Source organism: Nonomuraea sp. NPDC049129, assembly GCF_040648495.1.
Taxonomy (GTDB): domain Bacteria; phylum Actinomycetota; class Actinomycetes; order Streptosporangiales; family Streptosporangiaceae; genus Nonomuraea.
Map to the genome: position 1 here is coordinate 16,194 of NZ_JBEZDU010000015.1, position 19,362 is coordinate 35,555.

The window sequence follows — 19,362 nt, forward strand, 5'->3', positions numbered from 1 at the left end:
CCCGCGGGCCGGTGGTTTCGCGGCCGGTTGTCGGTGACGATGGGGGTGTGTCCGCGCGGCTGTCCTGGTTGGCTTCGATGCGACGCTCGCGCAGGGTTCCGGCCGCGGTCGCGATCGTCCTGGTGGTGCTGGGCGTCGTCGCGACCGCCGTCTCGCTGGACGCGCCGTCCGACGGCAGCATCGTGCGGCTGGGCTGGTCGACGTGGCGTCTCGACGGCGTCGTGGTGGACGTGCCGGCCGCGCCCTCGGGGCCTGGGCTGCGGACCGGGGACCTGGTGATCGCCGTCGCCGGCAGGAGCCTGGCCGACGGGCTCGGCGCCGTCTCTCGTCCCGGCCTGGGCGCGAGCGTCCCGTACGGCGTGGCCGGCCAGGACGCGGTCGTGGCGGTACGCGTCGATCGGCCCGATCCGTACCCGCTGCTCGTGCAGGGCTGGGGCAATCTCGTGTTCGTCCTGGCGCTGGCGGGGCTGGCGGCCGCGCTGTACCTGCGGCGGCCCGAGGCGCCCGCGACGGCCCCGCTGCTCGTGCTCGCGGCCGGGCTGCTGGGCAGCACGCTCACCGTCGCCGTCGGGCTGCCCGCACTCGCGCTGGCCACCGGCGGCCCTCAGCTCTGGCTGTTCCACATCAACGCGATCGTGTCGTACTCCATCGGCTGGGGAGCGTTCCTGGCCTTCGTGCTCGCGTTCACGGCTCGCCAGCCTCTGTCACCCCGTACCCGCAAGACGATCGCCGTCGCCTACGCCGCGCCCCTGGCCGCGATGGCCGCGTGGAGCGGGGTCGCGGCGCTGCTGGCGCCCGACGCGCTGCGGTGGCTCGGCCTGCTGCACAGCGGTCAGACGGCGGTGGTGGCGCTGGTACTGGTGGCCGGGACGGTCTGGGGCGCGATCAGCTATCGCGGCAACCCGGATCCGCTGATGCGCGGGCGGACGCGCTGGATGCTGGGCGGCGGCGCGGCCGCGGCCGTACTCGGCATCGCGGGCTGGCACCTGCCGGAACTGATCACCGGAACGCAGCCGCTGCCGTGGGGCGCGCTCGGCCTGACGGGATTGCCGTTCGTGGCCGGGATCGGGGTCGCGCTGCGCCGCCACCGCCTGTTCAACGTCGAGAGGCTGGCCAACCGCTCACTGGTGTACGCCACCATGGTCGCGATCCTCGTCGCCGGGTACGCGGCCGTGGTCGCGCTGCTGGTCAGCGTGCTGCGGCTGTCGGGCACCGTGGCCGCCGCGCTCGCCGCGGCCAGTGCGGCGCTCGCGCTGGCGCCGCTGCGCAACGCGGCGCAGAGCACCGTCAACCGGGTGATGTACGGCGACCGCCACGACCCGGAGGGGGCGCTGACCCGCCTCGGGACACGGCTGCAGGCGGTACTGCTGCCCGCCGAGATGCTACCGGCGATCGTGGAGACCGTGGCCCGGTCGTTACGCGTGCCGTACGTGGCGATCGACCTGGTGGACGGCGCGGGCGAGCGCCACCCGGCGGCCCGGCACGGCGTCGCGGCGGGCCAGGTGCACGCCGAGCCGCTGCGCTACCACGGGACGCTCGTCGGGCTCCTGCTGGTCTCGGCGCGCGGCTCGGACGACCCGCTCGATCCCATCGACCTCAGCCTGATCGCCTCGCTGGCGCAGCAGGTGGGAAGCGCGGTGCAGGCGGTACGGCTGCACGACGACCTGACCCGCTCCCGCGCCGAGGTGGTGGCCTCGCGGGAGGACGAACGCCGCCGGCTCCGCCGCGACCTGCACGACGGGCTGGGACCGACGCTGGCCGCGATCGGGCTCAAGGCCGCGCTGGCGGCCCGCGCCGTACCGGGTGACTCGGCGGCGCGTTCCCTGCTCGGCGAGATCTCCGCGGAGGCGAGCGCGTCGCTGAGCGACATCCGGCGCCTGGTCGAGGCGCTGCGCCCGCCCGCGCTGGACGAGCTGGGCATCGTCGGAGCGGTACGCTCCCGAGCGGCGAGCCTGGCGGGAGCGATGCCGATCGAGGTCATCGGCGAGGAAGGCTTGCCGCCGCTGCCCGCCGCGGTCGAGACGGCGGCCTACCGGATCGCCGTCGAGGCGATCACCAACGCGGTCCGGCACAGCGGCGCGACCGGCTGCACCGCCGAGATCGCGCTGGCGGCCGACGGCGTCGAGGTGACGGTACGCGACGACGGCCGCGGGCTCGATCCTGAGCGGGCACCCGGGGTGGGGCTGCGTTCCATGCGCGAGCGGGCCGCCGAGGTCGGCGGGCAATGGTCGATATGCTCCCTGCCCGAGGGCGGCACCTCTGTGCGCGCCTTCCTGCCGGCGGATCTGGGCGAGTCTGGGAGGGCACGATGATCCGGCTGATCCTTGCCGACGACCACCCCGTGTTCGCGTCGGGCCTGCGGGCCCTGCTCGACTCCGAGGAGGACATGACGGTGCTCGCGGTCGCCGCGACCGGCGAGGAAGCGCTGCGCTCGGCGATCGAGCACCGGCCCGACGTCGCGGTGCTCGACGTCAACATGCCCGGCGGCGACGGGCTCACGGTCACCTCCCGGATGCGGGCCGCCGGCCTGCCCACGCGTGCGCTGATCCTGACGATGTACGACGATGACGAGAACGTCCTGGCCGCCCTGCGGGCCGGCGCCCACGGCTACGCGCTCAAGGGCGCCGGCCCCGAGGAGATCACGGCCACGGTCCGCGCGGTCGCCCGCGGCGAGGCGGTCTTCGGCGCCGGCGTGGCGACGCGGCTGCTCGCGCACTTCTCCAAGGCCGTCGTGGCTTCCCCGTTCCCGCAGCTCACCGAGCGGGAACATGAGGTGCTCGGGCTGGTGGCACGGGGCCTGGACAACACGGCGATCGCGCGGCGCCTCGGCGTGAGCGGCAAGACCGTGCGCAACCACGTCTCGAACGTACTGACCAAGTTGCAGCTGGCCGACCGGCCCGCGGCGATCGTACGGGCCCGCGAGGCGGGACTCGGCGGAGCGCCCGAATCCTCATGAAGGCCCCTTTCGCCCGGGAACAACCTCCCGGATCGACTGGGACCCGGGACCCATGACGACGGGACACGGTATCGCCCACCCTGAGGGTGACCGATCGACGAGCCACCTTCAGGAAAGGACGATCCCATGCGCGGGACCCGAAGGACACTGGGCGCCATATCGACCGCTGCGGCCCTGATCGCGGGGCTGACCTTCGCCACCACCGGAACCGCCCACGCGCAGGGCACCACCGCCCTGGCCACCAAGACCTTCTACTTCGGAACGATGCGGGCGGGCGACTGCACGATGTTCTCGGGTGCCCGATGGACCCTGACCTCCACCGGCAAGGCCTCCTTCGACGGCACGGTCACCAGCAGTGATGACGGCGACGCCTGGCTGATGTGGGCGAAGATCAAAGACGAGAACGGCGCCGTGCTCGGCTGGCTGCGACACACCCGCTCCAACCCCACGAACCTGACGAAGTTCGTCATGAACATGCCCAGCCACACCGAGCCGTACCGGTGGCAGATCAAGGACACCGAGGCGGAGTTCGACCCCGGCCTGTTCCCGCTCATCAAGCACATGTCGCTGAGCAAGCACTGCTGAGCCCGCACCGCCGGCCCTGACGACGAACATGAGAGCGCGGGCGCTCGGCGGGCTGGGGCTGCTGGCCTCGGCGATGCTCTGCCTCGCCGGGACCCTGACCGCATGCGCCGAAGTGATGTGGGGGGCCGGCGCATGGGCCGGGGTGGCGGCGACCGCGACGGTGTACCGCGACATCGCGCGGCACGCCGGACGGGGGCGGGCCGCCGTCGCACTGGCCCTGCTCGGGGTGGTCGCCTCGGCCTGGATGGTCGAGGCGACGCTGCGGGTCGCCGGCGGGCGGTGGGTCGCGGCGCAGTCCGTCCCGCGGCTCACCTTGGCCTGTGCCGCCGCCGCCGGCATCGCGCTGCTGGCGTACGGGCTCGCCCGCGCCGGACTGGTCCGGCCGGCGGCTGGAGCGGTCATCGCGTTCGCCGCTCTGCTCGGCCCGCTCACCGGCGATCCGGGAGCCCCCTACCTCCTGGGTGCCGGGCCCCTCGGCGCCGCTCTGCTCGCCGGCGCCATCCGAACACGCGTTTCGGCACGGAGGTCGCGGGACGGCCCGGCCTGATCCATACGATACGAAAGGAAAGATCGTCATGACCAACCCGAACTTCTCATCGTGGCAGAGCCAGAACAACGCCAACCAGAACGCGGCCAGGGCGGCCCAGTGGGCGCGCCAATCCGCTCAGGACTCGGCGCGGCTGGCGCGCCGCTCCGGCCGGTCGAGCTTCGTCGGCAACGTGATCGCGCTGCTGATCGTCATCGCCGTCCTCGTCGTCGCCGCGCCGTTCGTGCTGGAGATCATCGGCCGCGTCTAGCACCGACTCGGGAGTCAACGACGAGCGAGCTTTCCCATGGGTCCCTTTTATTGCCAAAGGTGATCCAAAAGTGAATGAGGTGCATCATGCGATGCTATTCCCGGATCTTGGTGGGACGGCTGGGTCGTGCTCGGGCCAACGGCGTCTATGCCCACGTGAAGTGCAGCAGCGACTGACGTGCCCAGGGGCGGCCGCGCGCCGCCCCACCCACGCTCCCCGAGGTTGGTATGAGCGAGACCGGAATCCCAGGCCCTCGCGGACAGTGGCCGGTCGGCCAACTCCCCGCCTACGAGCGCGACCGCATGTCCTGGCTGTGCCTCACTCGCGGGGGCCGCCCCGCCCCTCTGTCCCGGCTCCCCGGCTGTTTTGTCGGATCGGGCTGCGAGACACCGCGCATGCGTGATCACGTACGGTCGCTGCTCGTCCAAGGAGCACTACGCGAGCAGCGTTTCGACCTCGATCGCGGTCGGTGTTGCGTTCCGTGTGCAGCCCGTGCAGGTGTTGGCGGGTGGCCCTCAGGGCGGTCTTGGTCTCGTCCAGCTCGGCCTCCAGCCGAGCCCCGCGCTCGGTGGCCTGCTGTCGTTGCTCGGTCAGCCAGCGCTGCTCGGCGTGCGCGACCTGGAGCCGGGCGGAGTGCTCGGCGGCGGTCTGTCGAACTGGGTGCGCAGGTTTGTCTCGCGCTGGGAACAGCTGTGGCGTGGTGTGCCATGGAGCGTGCGTATGAACCCGGGCGTCAGGGAGGAGCTGCCGTTCTCTCCCGGGAACTGGGAGAAGAGCTCGCCCTCGCTCCGGGCCTGGGGACGGAGCCGGAACGGCTGTGGCTGATGGATGCGCGGGTAACACGGCCAGGAAAATCACCTTCGCCCCGCAAGCTCCACCTGATCTATCGCCTCCACGTCAGCGCGGAGGTTCGCCGCGCTCTGGCCTCCTGGATCTGACGCGTCCCGCCCAACCGAGAGGCCGTTCTTGAGGCGGCCGAGCTCCCGCAGTACGTCAAGGACCGCCTGCGCCGGCGGCGCCCCAGCGGACGATCTCGCCGTCCACGATCGTCCGTTCTGGGAGGTGCTCCCAAACCGCGAACACGACTGCGGGGAACATCTCGTTGAGCCGGGTGCCGTGCCGCGAGGAGAGCTGTACCCCGCCGTCGCCGTCGCACCTCGCTAGAGCCCTGTAGCCGTCATATCTCGGCTCGTAAAAGGCACCCCCGCGCCGAGCCGACGGGCTCAGGCAGGTAGTCGACGGCGAGTGCCAGCATAGGACCGGCAGTGCGAAGCGTAGCCATGATGCTCCCCCTCGGGTTCAACCGACACGGGGGTGCGATGAGGGAGTTTACCCAGGTCAAAAGCGGTGCGCAGTCAAGACATAGCAAAGGGGCCCCGCGGAACACCGCAACCCGCCGCCTCGCCGGCGTTCCGGCTCATCGGCCACGTCAGCGTGGTGTATGGGCTGGCATTCGGCCCGGACGGCCGCATCCTGGCCAGCCCGTGCGTCGGTATCTGCCTCTGCCGCCATCGCGCGATCGGCCAAAACGCCCGGCCACGCTATCGATGCAACATGCCTTCAAGATCGGTCACACGCCTTACGAGCCTGAAAGGATCATCTCACCTCTGACCCTGCGAGAAGAGGCCAAGAACCCCAGATAGCGATCGATCGAGGTCGGCTGGGATGTGGTGCAGCGGTCGGAATCTGCTCCTGCTTAGTCTGCCGTGAGTCCGCGGTTCTTGACCGCCTGCACGGTTGAGTAGCCACTACTCATGCCGTACCGCCGCAAGGTCCTCATCGTTGGGCGCATGCGTCATCCACCACATTTCAGCCGATTGGTTGTCATCCCGCTGGTCGTGCTCTGTCTCATCGCGCTCAACACGGCGATCGTCTCGGTGGCCAGTGCCGCTACAGACGTCACCATCACGCTGACCATCAACCACGTCCAGCAGCACGAGAACCCGGACGACGACGGCGGGGACGGCGACTACTTCCCCGAGATCCGCATCGGCGACGGACCGGGCGATCCCGTCCTGCGCAAGCCGTACGTACAGGACGACGTCTTCGACCCCAGCACCTTCCCCGACCCCTGGATCTTCACCAGGACGGTCTCCGTGCCCGATGACAAATTCACCGTGCCGGTGCTCATCAGGCTGTGGGACTACGACGACGGCACCAACTTCGGCGACGATCTCATGGACATCAGCCCCGGCAACCAGGACGACGAGCTGAACCTGGACTTCGACCTCGGCACACGCTCCTGGCGCGGCGTCGCCGACGGGATCACACCGAGCCAGGGCCGGATCACCGGTGACGGTGACCCGAACTTCCCCGAGGTCAACGACGGCGTCGCGGCCACGATCGGCATCGACATCAAGGTGGATCCCGCCACCCTCCCCGACACCGACGAGGACGGCATCTACGACGTCATCGAGCGGTTCGGCATCAGGGAGGCGGACGGCACGATGCGCTACGACCTGGCGGCGATGGGCATCAACCCCTGCCGCAAGAGCGTCATCGTGACCATCGACTACATGACCTCGCCCGCCGAGAACCACAAACCCAAATCCGCCGCGATCGCCGAGGCCAAGAACGCGTTCGCGAACGCGCCGGTCGATCCCGTACGGCCCTGCCGGTACGCGGGGGTGCCCACCCCAGTCGGTGTGGACTTCATCTACATCGAGGGCAACCCGATCGCCGAACAGGCCACAATCGGGCTCGACAACGACTTCCGCAGGTTCCGGACAGCCAATCTCAGCCCGCTGCTGCGTCCCTACGCCCACTACGCGATCGCCGCTCACGACCAGCCTAACGCGGCCGGCGTGTCCGGGGTCTGCTGCGACGCCGACAAGGACTTCCTGATCACGCTCGGCTCCTGGCGCACCCTGTGCGTCGCGCCCGGGACGAACGGCGTCATCGACACCAAGCTCGGCGGCGACGACGTGCTGCTCGGCACCAACGAGATCGACGTCGGCACCAATGGCGACTGCGAGAGCAAAGTCGACACGACCCTCGTCCCCCGCCCCGATGACGAGCAGGTCCTGCCTCCGGGCACCGGCCGGGACAACGCCCGGGTCGGCACGGTCCGCGACCAGTCGGGCACGATCATGCACGAACTGGGCCACGCCCTCGGACTCGCCCACGGCGGCAGCATCCGCACCAATCACAAACCCAACTACCTCAGCGTCATGAACTACTCCTTCGACCCGGGCGGCATCCCGATCGCCCCCGGCCGCGACGCCGCCCGCCGCCTCGACTACTCACGCGAGGACCTGCCCGACCTGGACAGGACCGCCCTCAACGAGTCGATGGGCATCCAGGACGGCACCGACCTCACCCGCTGGCTGGACCCGATGCGCAACGAGAGGTTCGGGCCGGGGCGAGGGCCGCTGAACTGGAACGCGAACTTCGACACCGCCGGCCAGCCCATCATCGACCCGGCGACACCGCCCCTGGCCGTGGACATCAACGCCGACGACGACGTCTGCGTGCTAGGCGGCACGAACGGCCTCAACAGCACCGTCAACCCGAACGACGTCCGGATAGGCGACGACATCCTGGCGGGCGGGGACAACACCTGCCAGTCCACGCCCGGCGGCGGCGACAGCGGGCGGGAGACGGTCCTGACCGGGCACGACGACTGGGCCAGCCTGAAGTTCAAGGGCGCGGCCATCACCGGTTCGGGGCCGGAGATCTCGTTCCGGCAGGTGGTCAGCTCGGAGCTGGCGCGGCGCAACTTCTACGAGCCCGACGTCACGGTCGCCAAAACCGTCGACAAGGCGACCGCGCTACCCGGCGACACGCTCACCTACCAGGTGAAGACCAGCAACATCGGCAAGGGCCGCGCCGCCGCGGTAAGCCTCACCGACACCCTGCCCGACGGCACCGCAGTGAACCGGGCGCTGCCGGAACTGGCTGCGCAGGCCTCCCACACTGAGACCTTCACCTACCTGGTGCCCTGCACCACGGCCGACACGACCGACCTCACCAACCGCGCCACCGTCACGGCAAAGAACCTGGCCGAGGAGCCCGAGACCGACACCGCCAACAACAGCGACTCCGCGACCACCCGGATCAAGGCCCCGAAGCTGACATTGACGGCCACCGCCACCCCGACGGCGAACGCGGCCGAGGCGGTGACCACCAAGCTCACCGCCGCCAACACCGGCAGCGCCACCGCCACCGGCGTCACCCTGCAGTACACGCTCCCCGAGGGCGTCTACTACAGCACCGCGCTCGACCAGGGCACCGGGCCGCGCCCGGCGAACGTCAACGGCCGGATCCTGACCTGGAACCTGGGCACGGCGGACGCCGGCGCCGCCAAGAGCGTGGAGTTCACCACCCGCTCCAGCCTGCTCACCGAGGGCGGCACCCGGCTGACCGGCCAGGCCAAGGTCACCTACGGCAACGCCAACGGCTGCGCCTACGACCCGGTCTCGGCCTCCAGCACCTCCACGGTCACCGAGGCGGCACCCAGCCGTAACCCGCAGATCTCCACCATCTGGGCGAGCCTCCCGGCGACGCGCACGGCCGAACTGCTGGCCAGGGTGCAGGCCACCGACACCCGCTTCGACACCTCCCCGGCCGACGGCCGACTGACCCAGCAGGAGGTCAACGACACCTTCCGGCTGCCGCTGCTACAGCCCAGAACCCTCAAGGCCGAACTCCTGGCCACCTACCTCAACCTGGCCGACCGCCGGATCAACGCCGCGACGGCCGTCCACACCGTGACCATCGAGCGGCTGGGCCTGCGGACCGTGGGCGACGCCGCCCGCCACGCACAAGCCACACTGCCGCTGCCACCGCTGAGCAACGTGGTCGCCTTCACCGACACCACGCTGGCGCTTGTCGAGATCAACTCCGGCATCGCCGAACGCTACTGATCCACCGGCATCGCCCGGCCTGCGAGGCCGGGCCATGCCGACTGGCTGGCCGTCCAAGGCCGCAACAGCCTCCAGAGTGCCCTGGCGATCAACGCGGGTGTGGTAGCTGATGGTACTCGCCTGGTGGCAAGTACCGTGACCCAACAGCGGCGCCTTGGCGCCCGTCTCGAGACTCAGTCGGTGCGGAACTGGTCGGCCGGGTAGACCCCGAGGATCTTCACGTCCGTGGTGAAGAACGCCAACTCCTCCAGCGCGTTCTTCAGGCCAGGATCCTCGGGGTGCCCGTCGACCTCGGCGAGGAACTGGGTGGCCGCGAAGTGGCCGCCGACCATGTAGCTCTCCAGCTTGGTCATGTTGATGCCGTTGGTCGCAAACCCGCCGAGCGCCTTGTAGAGCGCGGCCGGCAGGTTGCGGACGTTGAAGACGAACGAGGTGACCACCGGGCCCTCGCCGCGCGGTGCCTGCACGAAGTCGGGGCTGAGCACCACGAACCGGGTGGTGTTGTGCTCCTCGTCCTCGACGTCGCGGGCGAGGATGTGCAGGCCGTAGATCTCCGCCGCGAGCGGCGGCGCGATCGCCGCCTGGGTCGGGTCGTCCGCCTCGGCCACCTCGCGCGCGGCGCCGGCGGTGTCACCGGCGATCATCGGCACCAGGTCGTGCTCGCGGATGATCCGGCGGCACTGGCCGAGGGCATGCACGTGACTGTGCACGGCCTTGATCGTGTCCAGGGTCGCACCCGGCGGCGCCATCAGGTGGAACTGGATGCGCAGGAAATGCTCGCCGATGATGTGCAGGCCCGAGGTCGGCAGGAAGTGGTGGATGTCGGCGACCCGGCCGGCGATCGAGTTGTCGATCGGGATCATCGCCAGCTCGGCCTCGCCGTTCTCCACCACCGCGAACACATCCTCGAAGGACGCGCACGGCACCGTATGCCAGTCGGGGTAGTGCTGCTTGCACACCAAGTGGGAGTTCGAGCCGGGCTCCCCCTGGTAGGCGATACGTCGTGCGGTCACCCCAGCAGTGTCCCATGCAGCCGGGCGCGGCTGCATGGCCTCCCCGGGGGTCGATACCGGTGGAACAGTCGTTGGCGACTTCCGCGACCTGTGATGTAGCGGCTTACCGCCAATGGCTGTTCCGCCGCACGAGCGGCGATGACCGCGGCATCCCCGCCTCCGTCACCGTCACGTTCACCGCGACGGCCGAGCTGGAAGTGGTGCAGACTGCTGCTCTGACCAGCGAACAGCAGCACCAGCTCATCGTCTGGTATGTCCGTGCGGTCGCGTTCCTCTTCGTGATGCAGTTCGCCTTTGAACAGTGGGACACCACCGGAGAATGACGCCCCGGACCGGCTTCGCGATCGTCCAAGCGCAGGCCGAGAAGGCTGCGGCTTCATCGGATGAGCTCATCGCACTTCACGCGCAGGTGCTTGCGCACCGTGAACAGGTCCGCACGCTGAACCTGCCGACCCCGCGCCTGGCAGGCACTCGATCCGAGAGTTGGTGATCGGAGTTGAAGGTCCGCGAAGCCCTCAAACGAGGCTGGGCGCACCTGCGCCGGAGTGTGCATCTCCGGCCGCCTCGGCCGTAGCCGGCGCCCCAGGCATGCCGAGGCCGGCCCGCTGCTCATGACCATTCACGCCGGGGTGCGCGAGCTGTAAGTGGACCTCCGCTACTACATGAGCGGGCGCATGCCCGAGGGCCGCGGTGGCTCCAGCGGCAACACCACCGCGGCGCTCGGCTACGTCGTACGCCTGGTGCATGGCGTCGACGAGGAGATGGCCCGGGACGCCCGCCACCGCATCGACCGGTGGATCGAGGCGGTCCGTCAGGTGCGCGACATCGGCGAGTCCAAGGAGCGCAGGCCGACGCGGAGATCGACCGGATCATCTGGGTGGCCGCGATGATCGGCTGGGAGTGGGCAGGTGAGCCTGATGCCACGGACGACCAGCGGGATCTGCCATCGCCCGGTCCACTGCGTCGAACCGAGCTGGGTGGGAGCCGTGCTGTGGATGGAAGAACTCAAGCAACGCTGTCGTCGGGATGGGACAACGGAGACGGGTGGTCGCGTCCTGCATCCTGATCCGGTCGCGGTTGAGGCTGGTGTGCTCGCCTCCGGGCGGCTCCTGGGCCTCCAGCTGATCGAGAAGGTCTTCGAGCGCCTGCACCCGGCGTTCAGCCCGATACGTTCGTTCGCGGGCCAGTTTCAGCTGTCGCGTCAGCTGCGCGATCTCTTCTTGGTGGCGGGCACGGTCCTGTTGGATAGCGCGACACGGTGCCCTTGTCGATCGGATGAAGCTTGGCGAACAGGCTGAGCGACATTCCCAAGAGAACAACCTGCCCCCCGTCGTCGCGCGCCATCATGGACCACCTCGACACCGAGACTCTGCGATGCCTGCTGCGGGTGACCACCCGGGTCCGCGAGGTCGCCGACCAGCTCTACCCGTGACCCTCCGTAAGCCTTCTGGGTCTAAATGAGGGTATTTATTCGATTATGTGTTTGGGTTTTTGCTCCGCCCGGACGCCTTTACAAAGTAGATTTTTGGAGATGCGAGACAAGACCGGCGGCAGGCCACCGTGAAGACCTGGGCGGCGGCGCGCTCCGGGCCCAGCCAGGAGGCAGTGCCTGGCGGATCGACATGATGGCGAGCGAGGCGTTGACCAGGACACCGTCCAGATCCGGCCCGTACGGGTGTTCCCGCCACAGGTACGCGAACGGCTTGAACACGGCGCCCTCCCCCGCCCTATTGACGGCCAGCGCGTCCGGCAGACCGACGCGGCGGCGCCGGCCAAACTACTGCCGTTTCGGCATGTGACCCCCTGCGCAATCCAGGAAACCCTGACTCCGCCCGCACCGAACAAACCACCCCGCCTGGCACGACCAATACGCCCTCCGATGCAGCATCGAGGCCACCATCCACCAAGCCGTCACCGGCACCGGCCTGCGCCGCACCCGCTACCGCGGCATCAAGAAGTCCACCTCGAACACATCGTCTCCGCCATCGCTGTCAACCTCATCCGACTGGACGACTGGCGAAACGACCGCCCTCCGCGGAAACACGCCAGCCACCTGGCCCCATTCGAATGAGGACCCCGCTCCAGGCCGATGCCGAACTGTTCGCCCCAGCGCTATAGGACCGAACCTGCTCCCGCTGATCGTCTGTATGACGGCGCCTACGTGACAGCCGGCCGTCGAAGAGGACCGCGCAGGACCCAACGGTCAGCAGCCCTCCGACGAGGAAGGTGCCCCGTCCCTCGGCGAGCGGCAGGACCAGTGCCCCAAGCGCGGCACCCGCTGCGATGCCGGCGTTGTAGGCGCCGGAGTTCGCCGCAAAGGCGATGTCTGTTAGTTACTCAGGGGCTGGTGGCGCGGACCCGAGCGGGGGCGCGGGAGGGGATTCCGGCTCGTTCCTCTCGGTCCGAGAGCGGCGGTCCGATCGCCCGCGTACGAGCATCACGGCGAGCGCCGCGCACCCCATGACCGCGATGGGCAACCATAGCGTCGCCCGCATGGCACCCACGAAGCCCTGCTGGAAGACGAGCGTGAAGAAGGTGTCCAGTTGGGCCCGTACCTGATCCGGGATCCCGGCAGGCAGGTGGGGGGCGATCTGTCCGCCGGCGATGTCCTGGCTGCCTGAGGCCACGTGGCTCAGTGTGTCGACAACCTGCGCCCTGTACTGCGCGGGCAGTTGACCGGCGTCGGCCGCGGCGGCGCTCTTGAGGTGGGTGGAGATCTGGGCCTGCAGCACCGCGCCCACGGCCGCCGACCCGATCACCCCGCCGAGCTGCCGGGTCGTATTGATCATGCCGGAGGCGGCGCCGGCCATTCGCGGCTCGACGTTGCGCATCGCGACAGCCTGCATCGGAGCGAACGTCATGCCCAGCCCGAAGCCGGCCACGATCAGCCCAGGCAGCAGATCGAGCCGGCTGGTATCCACATGAGAGGACGCGATCAGCACGCCCATGCCACCGGAGAACAGCGACAAACCGACGAACAAGATCCACTTGCCTCCGACCCGGTCTGCGGCACGCCCGGCCAGCGGCGCCACCACCATGGAGATCAGCGCCATCGGCGACAAGGTCAGGGCCGCCTGCAACGCGGACAGTTCCAGTACCGACTGCAGGAAGATGGTCAACGGCAGGAACAAGCCGAGCATGCCGAACGCGATCGACGCGGCCACGACGTTCATCACGGAGAAGTTCCGGTCCTGGAAGATCTGGAAAGGGACCAGCGGCTCCCGGCGCTGCTGCGCCCGTTGATGCACGAAGAAGAGACCGAGCATCACGACGCCGGAGATGAGGATCTCCACGATCGTGATCGGACCCCAGACCTTCCCCCAGGCATGGGATTGCCCCTCGATGAGACCGAACGTGATCAGAAAGAGCGCGACGGTGACCAACGCGGTGCCGGCCCAGTCCAGCCGGTGCCGGCGGTTCAGCCGCAGGTTCGGCATCACGATCCCGGCCAGCACCAGGGCGATCACGCCGACGGGCAGGTTCACGAAGAAGATCCAGCGCCATCCGAAGTCGGTGACCAGCCAGCCGCCCAGCAGCGGCCCGGCCAGCGTGGCCACACCGGCGACCGCGCCCCAGACGCCGAACGCCGCACCACGTTTCTCCGAGGGGAAGATCATCGTCAGGACGGAGAGAGTCTGCGGGGTGAGCAGTGCGCCGCCCAGCCCCTGGATCACCCGGAAGACGATGAGCTGTGCCGGGCTCTGGGCGAACCCGCATGCGGCCGACGCCCCGGTGAAGACCACGAGACCGATCATGAACAGCTGCTTGGGGCCGTACAGATCGCCCAGACGCCCGGCGGTGATCAGCAGGACCGCGTAGATCAGGATGTACGCGTTGATGACCCACAGGATGTCCGACAGGGACGCCTTGAGGTGATCACCCATCTGCGGGATCGCGATGTTCACGATCGTCGTGTCCAGAAGGATCATGAAAAAGCCGAGGCAGAGAACGAAGAGGACAAGCCAAGGGCTGTGCCTGCGCTCCGCCGCGGTGGCTGTGGGGAGTGTCATGTCGCGACTTCCTCGTCTTGGTACCACGACAGGTCTCCGGGTCGGATGCCCTCAGCAAATGTCCCACATCCGGATGAAGGCGCGCGGCGCCAAGAACGGCCCCTATTCCGGCTTGGGCTCTTGGTCGGCGAGGAACTGCTCCGGCACGGAACCGCGACAGTGTCCAGATTCACCGTGTCCGGCCGGCCGCGCGGGAGACTGGCGCCCGCGCGGCCGGAGTGCGGACCCGTCACCCGATGGCGTACGCCCGGGTGATGGTCTGCGTCACGCGGTCACCCGCCGCGTCCGTGACCTTGGCGCGCAGTGAGACGAACCCTGGTGCGGCCGGGTTCGCGATCCGGGCCGTCCATCCTGAGCCGGCGTGGGCCAGCCGGACCGGCCGCCAGTTCGCCCCGTCGTCGAAGGACGCCTCAAGCGTGATCGACGTGGCGCGCGGCGCGGAGGCTCCGGGGTTGCGCTGGAGGCTCACCGGGACGACGGTCGTGGACCCGGGCTTGGCGCGGTTGTGGTCGTCCAAACCCTCGGGGGCGTAGCGGACGGCGGTCAGGAACAGCGGCCGGGGTTCGGCCGTCCGCTGCGACCGGAACGTCCAGGCCGACTCGACCTTCGTGGACAGCGCCGACGGCCGCCGGGCCGACGCGGTCAGCGTGTAGGCCGCCGGCTCGGCGGGCAGGCGGACGTCCAGCCGGCAACTTTCCGTGTATCCGGGTTCGCAGGTCGCCAGATCGGTCTCGGCCAGTTTCTCCTCGCCGCGGGCCAGGGCGATGCTGCCGGTGATGTCGTAGTCGCCGCCCATCAGCCCGGCCCGCCCGTCGGCGAGGATGCCGTCGACGTTGAAGTTCAGCCAGTCGCCGTCGCGGCTGCCCGCGGACGTGCCGAAGGCGGGGCCGGTCACGGCGGCGTTCCACAGCTCGGTGACGGGCCGCCGGCCGAGCACCTGGCTCACGCCGGACACCCAGTGGGTGCCCGTGGTGATGCCGGTTTCCCAGGCGAAGCCGGGAGTGCGGTAGTGCGTCATGGTGGCCGGCAGATTCAGGCTCGGGCTCTCGGACAGCCAGGCGCCCCCTGCCCAGGACCCGCCGGGGAGTAGCGGCCCCACGATCACGTCGGCCGTGCCGGGCACGCCGGGCGCCCGGTACGTCGCGCTCACCTTCACCAGGTCACGCGTGCGCGCCGTGTACGACAGGTCGTCCGGAATTCCGCCGGTGCGGTAGTCGACCAGGTCGTAGCGGTACGGGCTCGGCGCGGCGTCCTTCTTGTGCCAGGTGCTCCCGGCCAGGTACTTCAGGCCGGGCTGGCGCACCGGCAGAGCGTAGACGTCGTCACCGAAGCTGGCCCAGCCTTGGCTGAACCAGCCGTTGGCCAGGGTGATCTGCTCACTGCCGTCCTGGACGGCGGTCGGCTCGTCCACCGTGAACGTGATCTCCTTACCCTGGCGCGCGTCCACCGTCACTTCCTGGTCCGCGCCGTCGATGGTCACGGGCCGATGCGCGGTCGTGGATTGGTCCGAGTTGTAGACGTTGACGTAGAGGTTCCACTCGCCCTTGGGCACCCGTACTCTTGCGACGCCTTGGTCGTCGAACGAGAGCGTCTTCTGGGTATCGGTCTCGAGCTGATAGAGATAACCCATGGCGGCGCGGGGTGTCTGGCCGTTCCTCTCAATGGTCTTGACGGTCAGGGTGTGGGTCTCGGGCTCCACGAACGCGCCCGCGAGCGTGCGCACGACGGTGGCGCCCGACCTGGCGGTGACGACGCCGGGATAGTCCCCGGGCGCCTTGCCCTCCGCGCGGATCGTCAGCTCGACCGACGCCTCGCCCTTGGCGGGCACCTCCAGCCGCTTGGACCCCAGCTCCAGTCCCTCGCCGTCCGCGGCGAGGTCCAGGGTGAGCGGGGTGTCGCCGGAGTTGGCGTACGTGAGCGTCTTGGTCGCCACGCGCTCGCCAGTGCCGTTCCAGGGGAAGGAGGCCCAGACGTTGCCGGTCGTCGCGGCCACCTGCTGGGAGACCGCGCGGGCCACGTCCACGCGTCCGGCGCCCTCCTCGTAGATTTTGGCGCTCCCGTTGGGGGCGGCGCTGCCGATGAGGGCCGCCTTGAGCCGCTGTCCGCTCCAGTCGGGATGGCGCTGGGCAAGGATCGCGGCGGCTCCCGCCACGTGGGGCGAGGCCATCGAGGTGCCGCTCCTGGCGACGTACGGGGCGTCGGCACCGCCATTGGCGTTGGCCGCCTTGATGGCGACGCCGGGGGCGGTGAGGTCCGGCTTGATGGCATGGTCGTTGAGCCGGGGGCCCTTGCTGGAGAAGTCGGCCACCTTGTCGTCCCGGCCGACGGCACCGACCGTGAGGGCCGCGTCGGCGCTGCCGGGGCTCAAGACCGTACCGGGCTTGGCGTCGTTGCCCGCGGCCACGACGAAGAGCGCGCCGGTACGCTCCGACAGCGTGTTGACCGCCTGCTCGACCGGGTCCACGTCGATCGTGTCCGGGCCGCCGATGCTCATGTTGATGACCTTGGCCTTGACCTCGGCCGCGGCCCACTCCATGCCGGCGACGATGTCGGACTCCTGCATCACGATGTCGCCGATCTTGCCGATGGCGAGTTTCGCGCCGGGCGCCACGCCGCGCTGTTTCTCTCCCGCTCCCGCGAGGATCGACGCGACGTGCGTGCCGTGCCCGTTCCTGTCGCGGATGTCGTCGCGACCGGTGAAGTCGCGTGCCTGCGTGACGACGTTCTTCAGGTCGGGATGTGTGGGGTCGTAGCCGTTGTCGAGCACGGCGACCGTGACACCCTCGCCGGTGAAGCCCTGCTTCCACGCCTCGGTGGCGCCGATCTGCTTGACGCTCTGGTCGAGAGTGAAGGAGCGGTGGCCGTCCAGCCAGATCTTCGTCCGGCCGGCGGTCAGAGTCTGGACGCCGTCCGTTATGCCCTTCCACGTCTCGGCGGCGCTCTTCTTGGGCACCTCAGCGGCAGACATGCCGAGGAAGGACAGCCGCCGGTCCTGGCGCGCGCTCCGGAGCGCGGGCGCCTCCCCCTTGGCCGACTGCGTGATCAGTGGGATGTCGCTCCGCTTCGCGTCACCGTACCCCCAGGCCAGGAGCTGCGTGACGTCGAACAGCCGCTCGTCCACAACGCCCTTGGCCACCAGCGGATGGGCGTCGGACGGGTAGACGTACAGATGGCCGTCGCGGTACTGGCTGCTGTAGTGCACCTGTCTGCCCGCTCCCGGCTCCACCCGATGCCCGGCGGCGGTGACGATGACGCGGTCGCCGGTGATCAGCGTCACCGTGCCGGTCGGCCGGTTCGTCGTGCCTTCTTGCCTCGCGACCCACGGGGTCGGGGCCGGCGTCGCGGCGGCGGGTGCCGGGGCGGTCGTGACGCCGGCCGTCACTGCCAGGATGGCGGCCAGCAGGCCCTTGCCTAACCTCATGCGTTTCCTCTCCATCGGCTGCATGACCGATCGCCGCCGACGACGCTCAGGTACGTTCAGCGGCAACGCATGAGCAAATGTCCGGATACGGCAGGGTGTTACGGGGTCTCCGGTGAAAACCTTTCGGGAAAATAGGCCTTCTTGTGAAACAGAGCCGCTAAGCCGGACATCTGCTGAGATGTGTCCAAACAACGGAGAGAAGGCGACACCGGCCCCCCGGCGCCGGAGCAACGCTTCGAGCAGCTCTACCTGGCGCACTATCCCGCCATCGCCGCCTATGTGGCGCGACGTACCGAGTCCACGGACGACATCGCCGACGTGATCGCCGAGACGTTCACGACCGCCTGGCGCCGGCTGGACGACATTCCCGCGGGGGACGAGGCCCGGCTGTGGCTGTACGCCGTCGCCCGGCGGGTCCTCGCCAACCACTTCCGCGCCGAGGAGCGCCGATCGGCGCTGGCCGCGCGGCTGCGCGCGGAACTGTCCACCTGGTCCAGGCCGGTGGCCGAGCAGTACGGAGAGGCCACCCACCAGGCGTTCAGACGCCTGTCGCCCGACGACCGGGAACTGCTCGCCCTGGTCGGCTGGGAAGGGCTGAGCAGCGCCGAGATCGCCAAGGTGCTCGGCTGCTCGCGCGGAGCGGCGCGGCTGCGCCTGCACCGCGCCCGCCAGCGGCTGGCCAAGGAACTGGCGGCCGCCGACCTCGACCTGACCACCTACGGCCTGCGCGCCGTCGCACTCGCGGAGGGAAAATCATGAAGAACAGCGTGGACCGCGTGGTCGCCCACCTGTCCCCCGGCGCCGGGCCCGGCATGACCGAGGCGGCCCACGAGCTCATGCGCGACATCATGGCCGCCGAGCCCACAACAGCCAGGGCCGTCGCACCGGCAGGGCGGCGCGCGCACCGGCCGCTGATCCTGCGCGCCGCGGTGCCGGGCGTGGCCCTGCTGACCGCCGCGTTCCTCGCTCTGAGCTGGCTCTTGCCCACCGGGCTCGGCCTCGGACCCGGGACGGCGGCGGCGCTCGACATCAGGAAGGAGGACGGGTACTACGTCATCGAGATCAAGGACCTGTACGCCGACGCCGGCACGTACCAGGCGCAGCTCCGTGACGCAGGGCTGAACGTGACCCTCAGGCTCATCCCCTCGACGCCGTCGTGGGTGGGCTCCATCTTCCCCACCTCGCCCACCGAGCACCGGTACCTCGACGAGATCAAGACCATCGACCAGCCGGGGACCTGCGACAAGATGGGCGGCTGCCCCATCGGGGTGAAGATCCCGGAGAATTTCCAGGGACCCGCCGACATCACGCTCGGGCGCGAGGCCCGGCCCGGCGAGCTGTTCGAGAACAGCACCACGATCGACGGCCTGGGCGAGCCGCTGCACTGCCAGCCCTACATCGGCCGGACCGTGGCCGAGGTGCGCGGCATGCTGCAGGAGCGCGGCGTGACCATCCAGAGCTTCGAGGACATGGATCCCCTAACCGGCGGAACGAAGCAGTCGGTGCCGGACTCGTGGCTGGTGGAGAACGGCTCCATGACGGAGCCGGGCAAGGCGACCCTGAACGTGTACGAGGGGTCCGAGCCGCAGGAGCCAGGAGGCCGCCGCGGCGAGAACTGCCCGACCTCCTAGGCCCGCGAGCGCGCACAGCAACACCACCTTGATCGCGAGCTGAACTCGACATCTCTCCCCGTGACTCTCCGTAAGCCGGTTAGC

At 69.6% G+C, this 19,362-nt stretch carries 18 protein-coding genes and 1 pseudogene; 14 read left to right on the forward strand and 5 right to left on the reverse strand.

Annotated features, from left to right (window positions below; all coding sequences use genetic code 11):
* The first annotated feature begins 77 nt into the window (after nucleotides 1–77).
* The 6 genes from AB0B64_RS37430 (at nucleotide 78) to AB0B64_RS37455 (ending at nucleotide 5,163) form a co-directional block, all read left to right on the forward strand.
* Nucleotides 78–2,312, forward strand: a complete 2,235-nt coding sequence (locus tag AB0B64_RS37430; protein ID WP_358183570.1) for a GAF domain-containing sensor histidine kinase — start codon at nucleotides 78–80, stop codon at nucleotides 2,310–2,312.
* Nucleotides 2,309–2,956: a response regulator transcription factor gene (locus AB0B64_RS37435; protein WP_358183573.1), complete on the forward strand. Its 648-nt coding sequence runs from the start codon at nucleotides 2,309–2,311 to the stop codon at nucleotides 2,954–2,956. The genes AB0B64_RS37430 and AB0B64_RS37435 overlap by 4 nt, the downstream gene beginning before the upstream one ends.
* Before the next feature lie 126 nt (nucleotides 2,957–3,082).
* A complete protein-coding gene (locus AB0B64_RS37440; protein ID WP_357956382.1) occupies nucleotides 3,083–3,541 on the forward strand; it encodes a DUF6294 family protein in 459 nt (152 codons plus the stop codon).
* Nucleotides 3,542–3,569: 28 nt separating this feature from the next.
* Complete coding sequence (locus tag AB0B64_RS37445; RefSeq protein WP_358183576.1) at nucleotides 3,570–4,088, forward strand: hypothetical protein; 519 nt, start codon at nucleotides 3,570–3,572, stop codon at nucleotides 4,086–4,088.
* 28 nt (nucleotides 4,089–4,116) lie between these two features.
* Complete coding sequence (locus AB0B64_RS37450; RefSeq protein ID WP_358183579.1) at nucleotides 4,117–4,338, forward strand: hypothetical protein; 222 nt, start codon at nucleotides 4,117–4,119, stop codon at nucleotides 4,336–4,338.
* Nucleotides 4,339–4,737: 399 nt separating this feature from the next.
* Entirely contained in the window at nucleotides 4,738–5,163 is a 426-nt protein-coding gene (locus tag AB0B64_RS37455; RefSeq protein ID WP_358183582.1) for a hypothetical protein, read from the forward strand.
* A gap of 168 nt (nucleotides 5,164–5,331) precedes the next feature.
* Here AB0B64_RS37455 and AB0B64_RS37460 read toward each other — a convergent pair whose 3' ends face one another.
* Nucleotides 5,332–5,604: a hypothetical protein gene (locus AB0B64_RS37460; RefSeq protein ID WP_358184056.1), complete on the reverse strand. Its 273-nt coding sequence runs from the start codon at nucleotides 5,602–5,604 to the stop codon at nucleotides 5,332–5,334.
* Between the two features lie 551 nt (nucleotides 5,605–6,155).
* Here AB0B64_RS37460 and AB0B64_RS37465 point away from each other — a divergent pair.
* Nucleotides 6,156–9,203, forward strand: a complete 3,048-nt coding sequence (locus AB0B64_RS37465) for a CARDB domain-containing protein (RefSeq protein WP_358183585.1) — start codon at nucleotides 6,156–6,158, stop codon at nucleotides 9,201–9,203.
* A 173-nt stretch (nucleotides 9,204–9,376) separates the two neighbouring features.
* Here AB0B64_RS37465 and AB0B64_RS37470 read toward each other — a convergent pair whose 3' ends face one another.
* Nucleotides 9,377–10,216, reverse strand: a complete 840-nt coding sequence (locus tag AB0B64_RS37470) for a prephenate dehydratase (RefSeq protein ID WP_358183588.1) — start codon at nucleotides 10,214–10,216, stop codon at nucleotides 9,377–9,379.
* A gap of 59 nt (nucleotides 10,217–10,275) precedes the next feature.
* Here AB0B64_RS37470 and AB0B64_RS37475 point away from each other — a divergent pair, with 59 nt between their 5' ends.
* The 4 genes from AB0B64_RS37475 (at nucleotide 10,276) to AB0B64_RS37490 (ending at nucleotide 11,648) form a co-directional block, all read left to right on the forward strand.
* Nucleotides 10,276–10,539 carry a hypothetical protein gene (locus AB0B64_RS37475; RefSeq protein ID WP_358183591.1) on the forward strand — a complete coding sequence of 88 codons (264 nt, stop codon included), beginning with the start codon at nucleotides 10,276–10,278 and terminating at the stop codon, nucleotides 10,537–10,539.
* 321 nt (nucleotides 10,540–10,860) lie between these two features.
* Nucleotides 10,861–11,106 carry a hypothetical protein gene (locus AB0B64_RS37480; protein WP_358183594.1) on the forward strand — a complete coding sequence of 82 codons (246 nt, stop codon included), beginning with the start codon at nucleotides 10,861–10,863 and terminating at the stop codon, nucleotides 11,104–11,106.
* 105 nt (nucleotides 11,107–11,211) lie between these two features.
* Nucleotides 11,212–11,514: a hypothetical protein gene (locus tag AB0B64_RS37485; RefSeq protein ID WP_358183597.1), complete on the forward strand. Its 303-nt coding sequence runs from the start codon at nucleotides 11,212–11,214 to the stop codon at nucleotides 11,512–11,514.
* Entirely contained in the window at nucleotides 11,499–11,648 is a 150-nt protein-coding gene (locus AB0B64_RS37490; protein WP_357956403.1) for a hypothetical protein, read from the forward strand. The genes AB0B64_RS37485 and AB0B64_RS37490 overlap by 16 nt, the downstream gene beginning before the upstream one ends.
* A gap of 78 nt (nucleotides 11,649–11,726) precedes the next feature.
* Here the strand turns inward: AB0B64_RS37490 and AB0B64_RS37495 are convergent, their stop codons facing one another.
* Nucleotides 11,727–11,927 carry a hypothetical protein gene (locus tag AB0B64_RS37495; protein WP_358183600.1) on the reverse strand — a complete coding sequence of 67 codons (201 nt, stop codon included), beginning with the start codon at nucleotides 11,925–11,927 and terminating at the stop codon, nucleotides 11,727–11,729.
* Between the two features lie 136 nt (nucleotides 11,928–12,063).
* Here AB0B64_RS37495 and AB0B64_RS37500 point away from each other — a divergent pair.
* Nucleotides 12,064–12,381 (forward strand): annotated as a pseudogene (locus tag AB0B64_RS37500) (hypothetical protein); the annotation flags it as partial.
* A gap of 168 nt (nucleotides 12,382–12,549) precedes the next feature.
* On the opposite strand, the gene AB0B64_RS37505 reads toward AB0B64_RS37500, so the two are convergent.
* Both AB0B64_RS37505 and AB0B64_RS37510 read right to left on the reverse strand, forming a co-directional pair.
* Nucleotides 12,550–14,226, reverse strand: coding sequence for an MFS transporter (locus tag AB0B64_RS37505; protein WP_357956405.1), 1,677 nt, complete (start codon nucleotides 14,224–14,226; stop codon nucleotides 12,550–12,552).
* Nucleotides 14,227–14,455: 229 nt separating this feature from the next.
* Nucleotides 14,456–17,647 carry a S8 family serine peptidase gene (locus tag AB0B64_RS37510; RefSeq protein WP_358183602.1) on the reverse strand — a complete coding sequence of 1,064 codons (3,192 nt, stop codon included), beginning with the start codon at nucleotides 17,645–17,647 and terminating at the stop codon, nucleotides 14,456–14,458.
* A 180-nt stretch (nucleotides 17,648–17,827) separates the two neighbouring features.
* Here AB0B64_RS37510 and AB0B64_RS37515 point away from each other — a divergent pair, with 180 nt between their 5' ends.
* Nucleotides 17,828–18,406, forward strand: coding sequence for an RNA polymerase sigma factor (locus tag AB0B64_RS37515; protein WP_358183604.1), 579 nt, complete (start codon nucleotides 17,828–17,830; stop codon nucleotides 18,404–18,406).
* Complete coding sequence (locus tag AB0B64_RS37520) at nucleotides 18,403–19,278, forward strand: hypothetical protein (protein WP_358183607.1); 876 nt, start codon at nucleotides 18,403–18,405, stop codon at nucleotides 19,276–19,278. Before AB0B64_RS37515 ends, AB0B64_RS37520 begins: the two co-directional genes overlap by 4 nt.
* The last annotated feature ends 84 nt before the right edge of the window (nucleotides 19,279–19,362 follow it).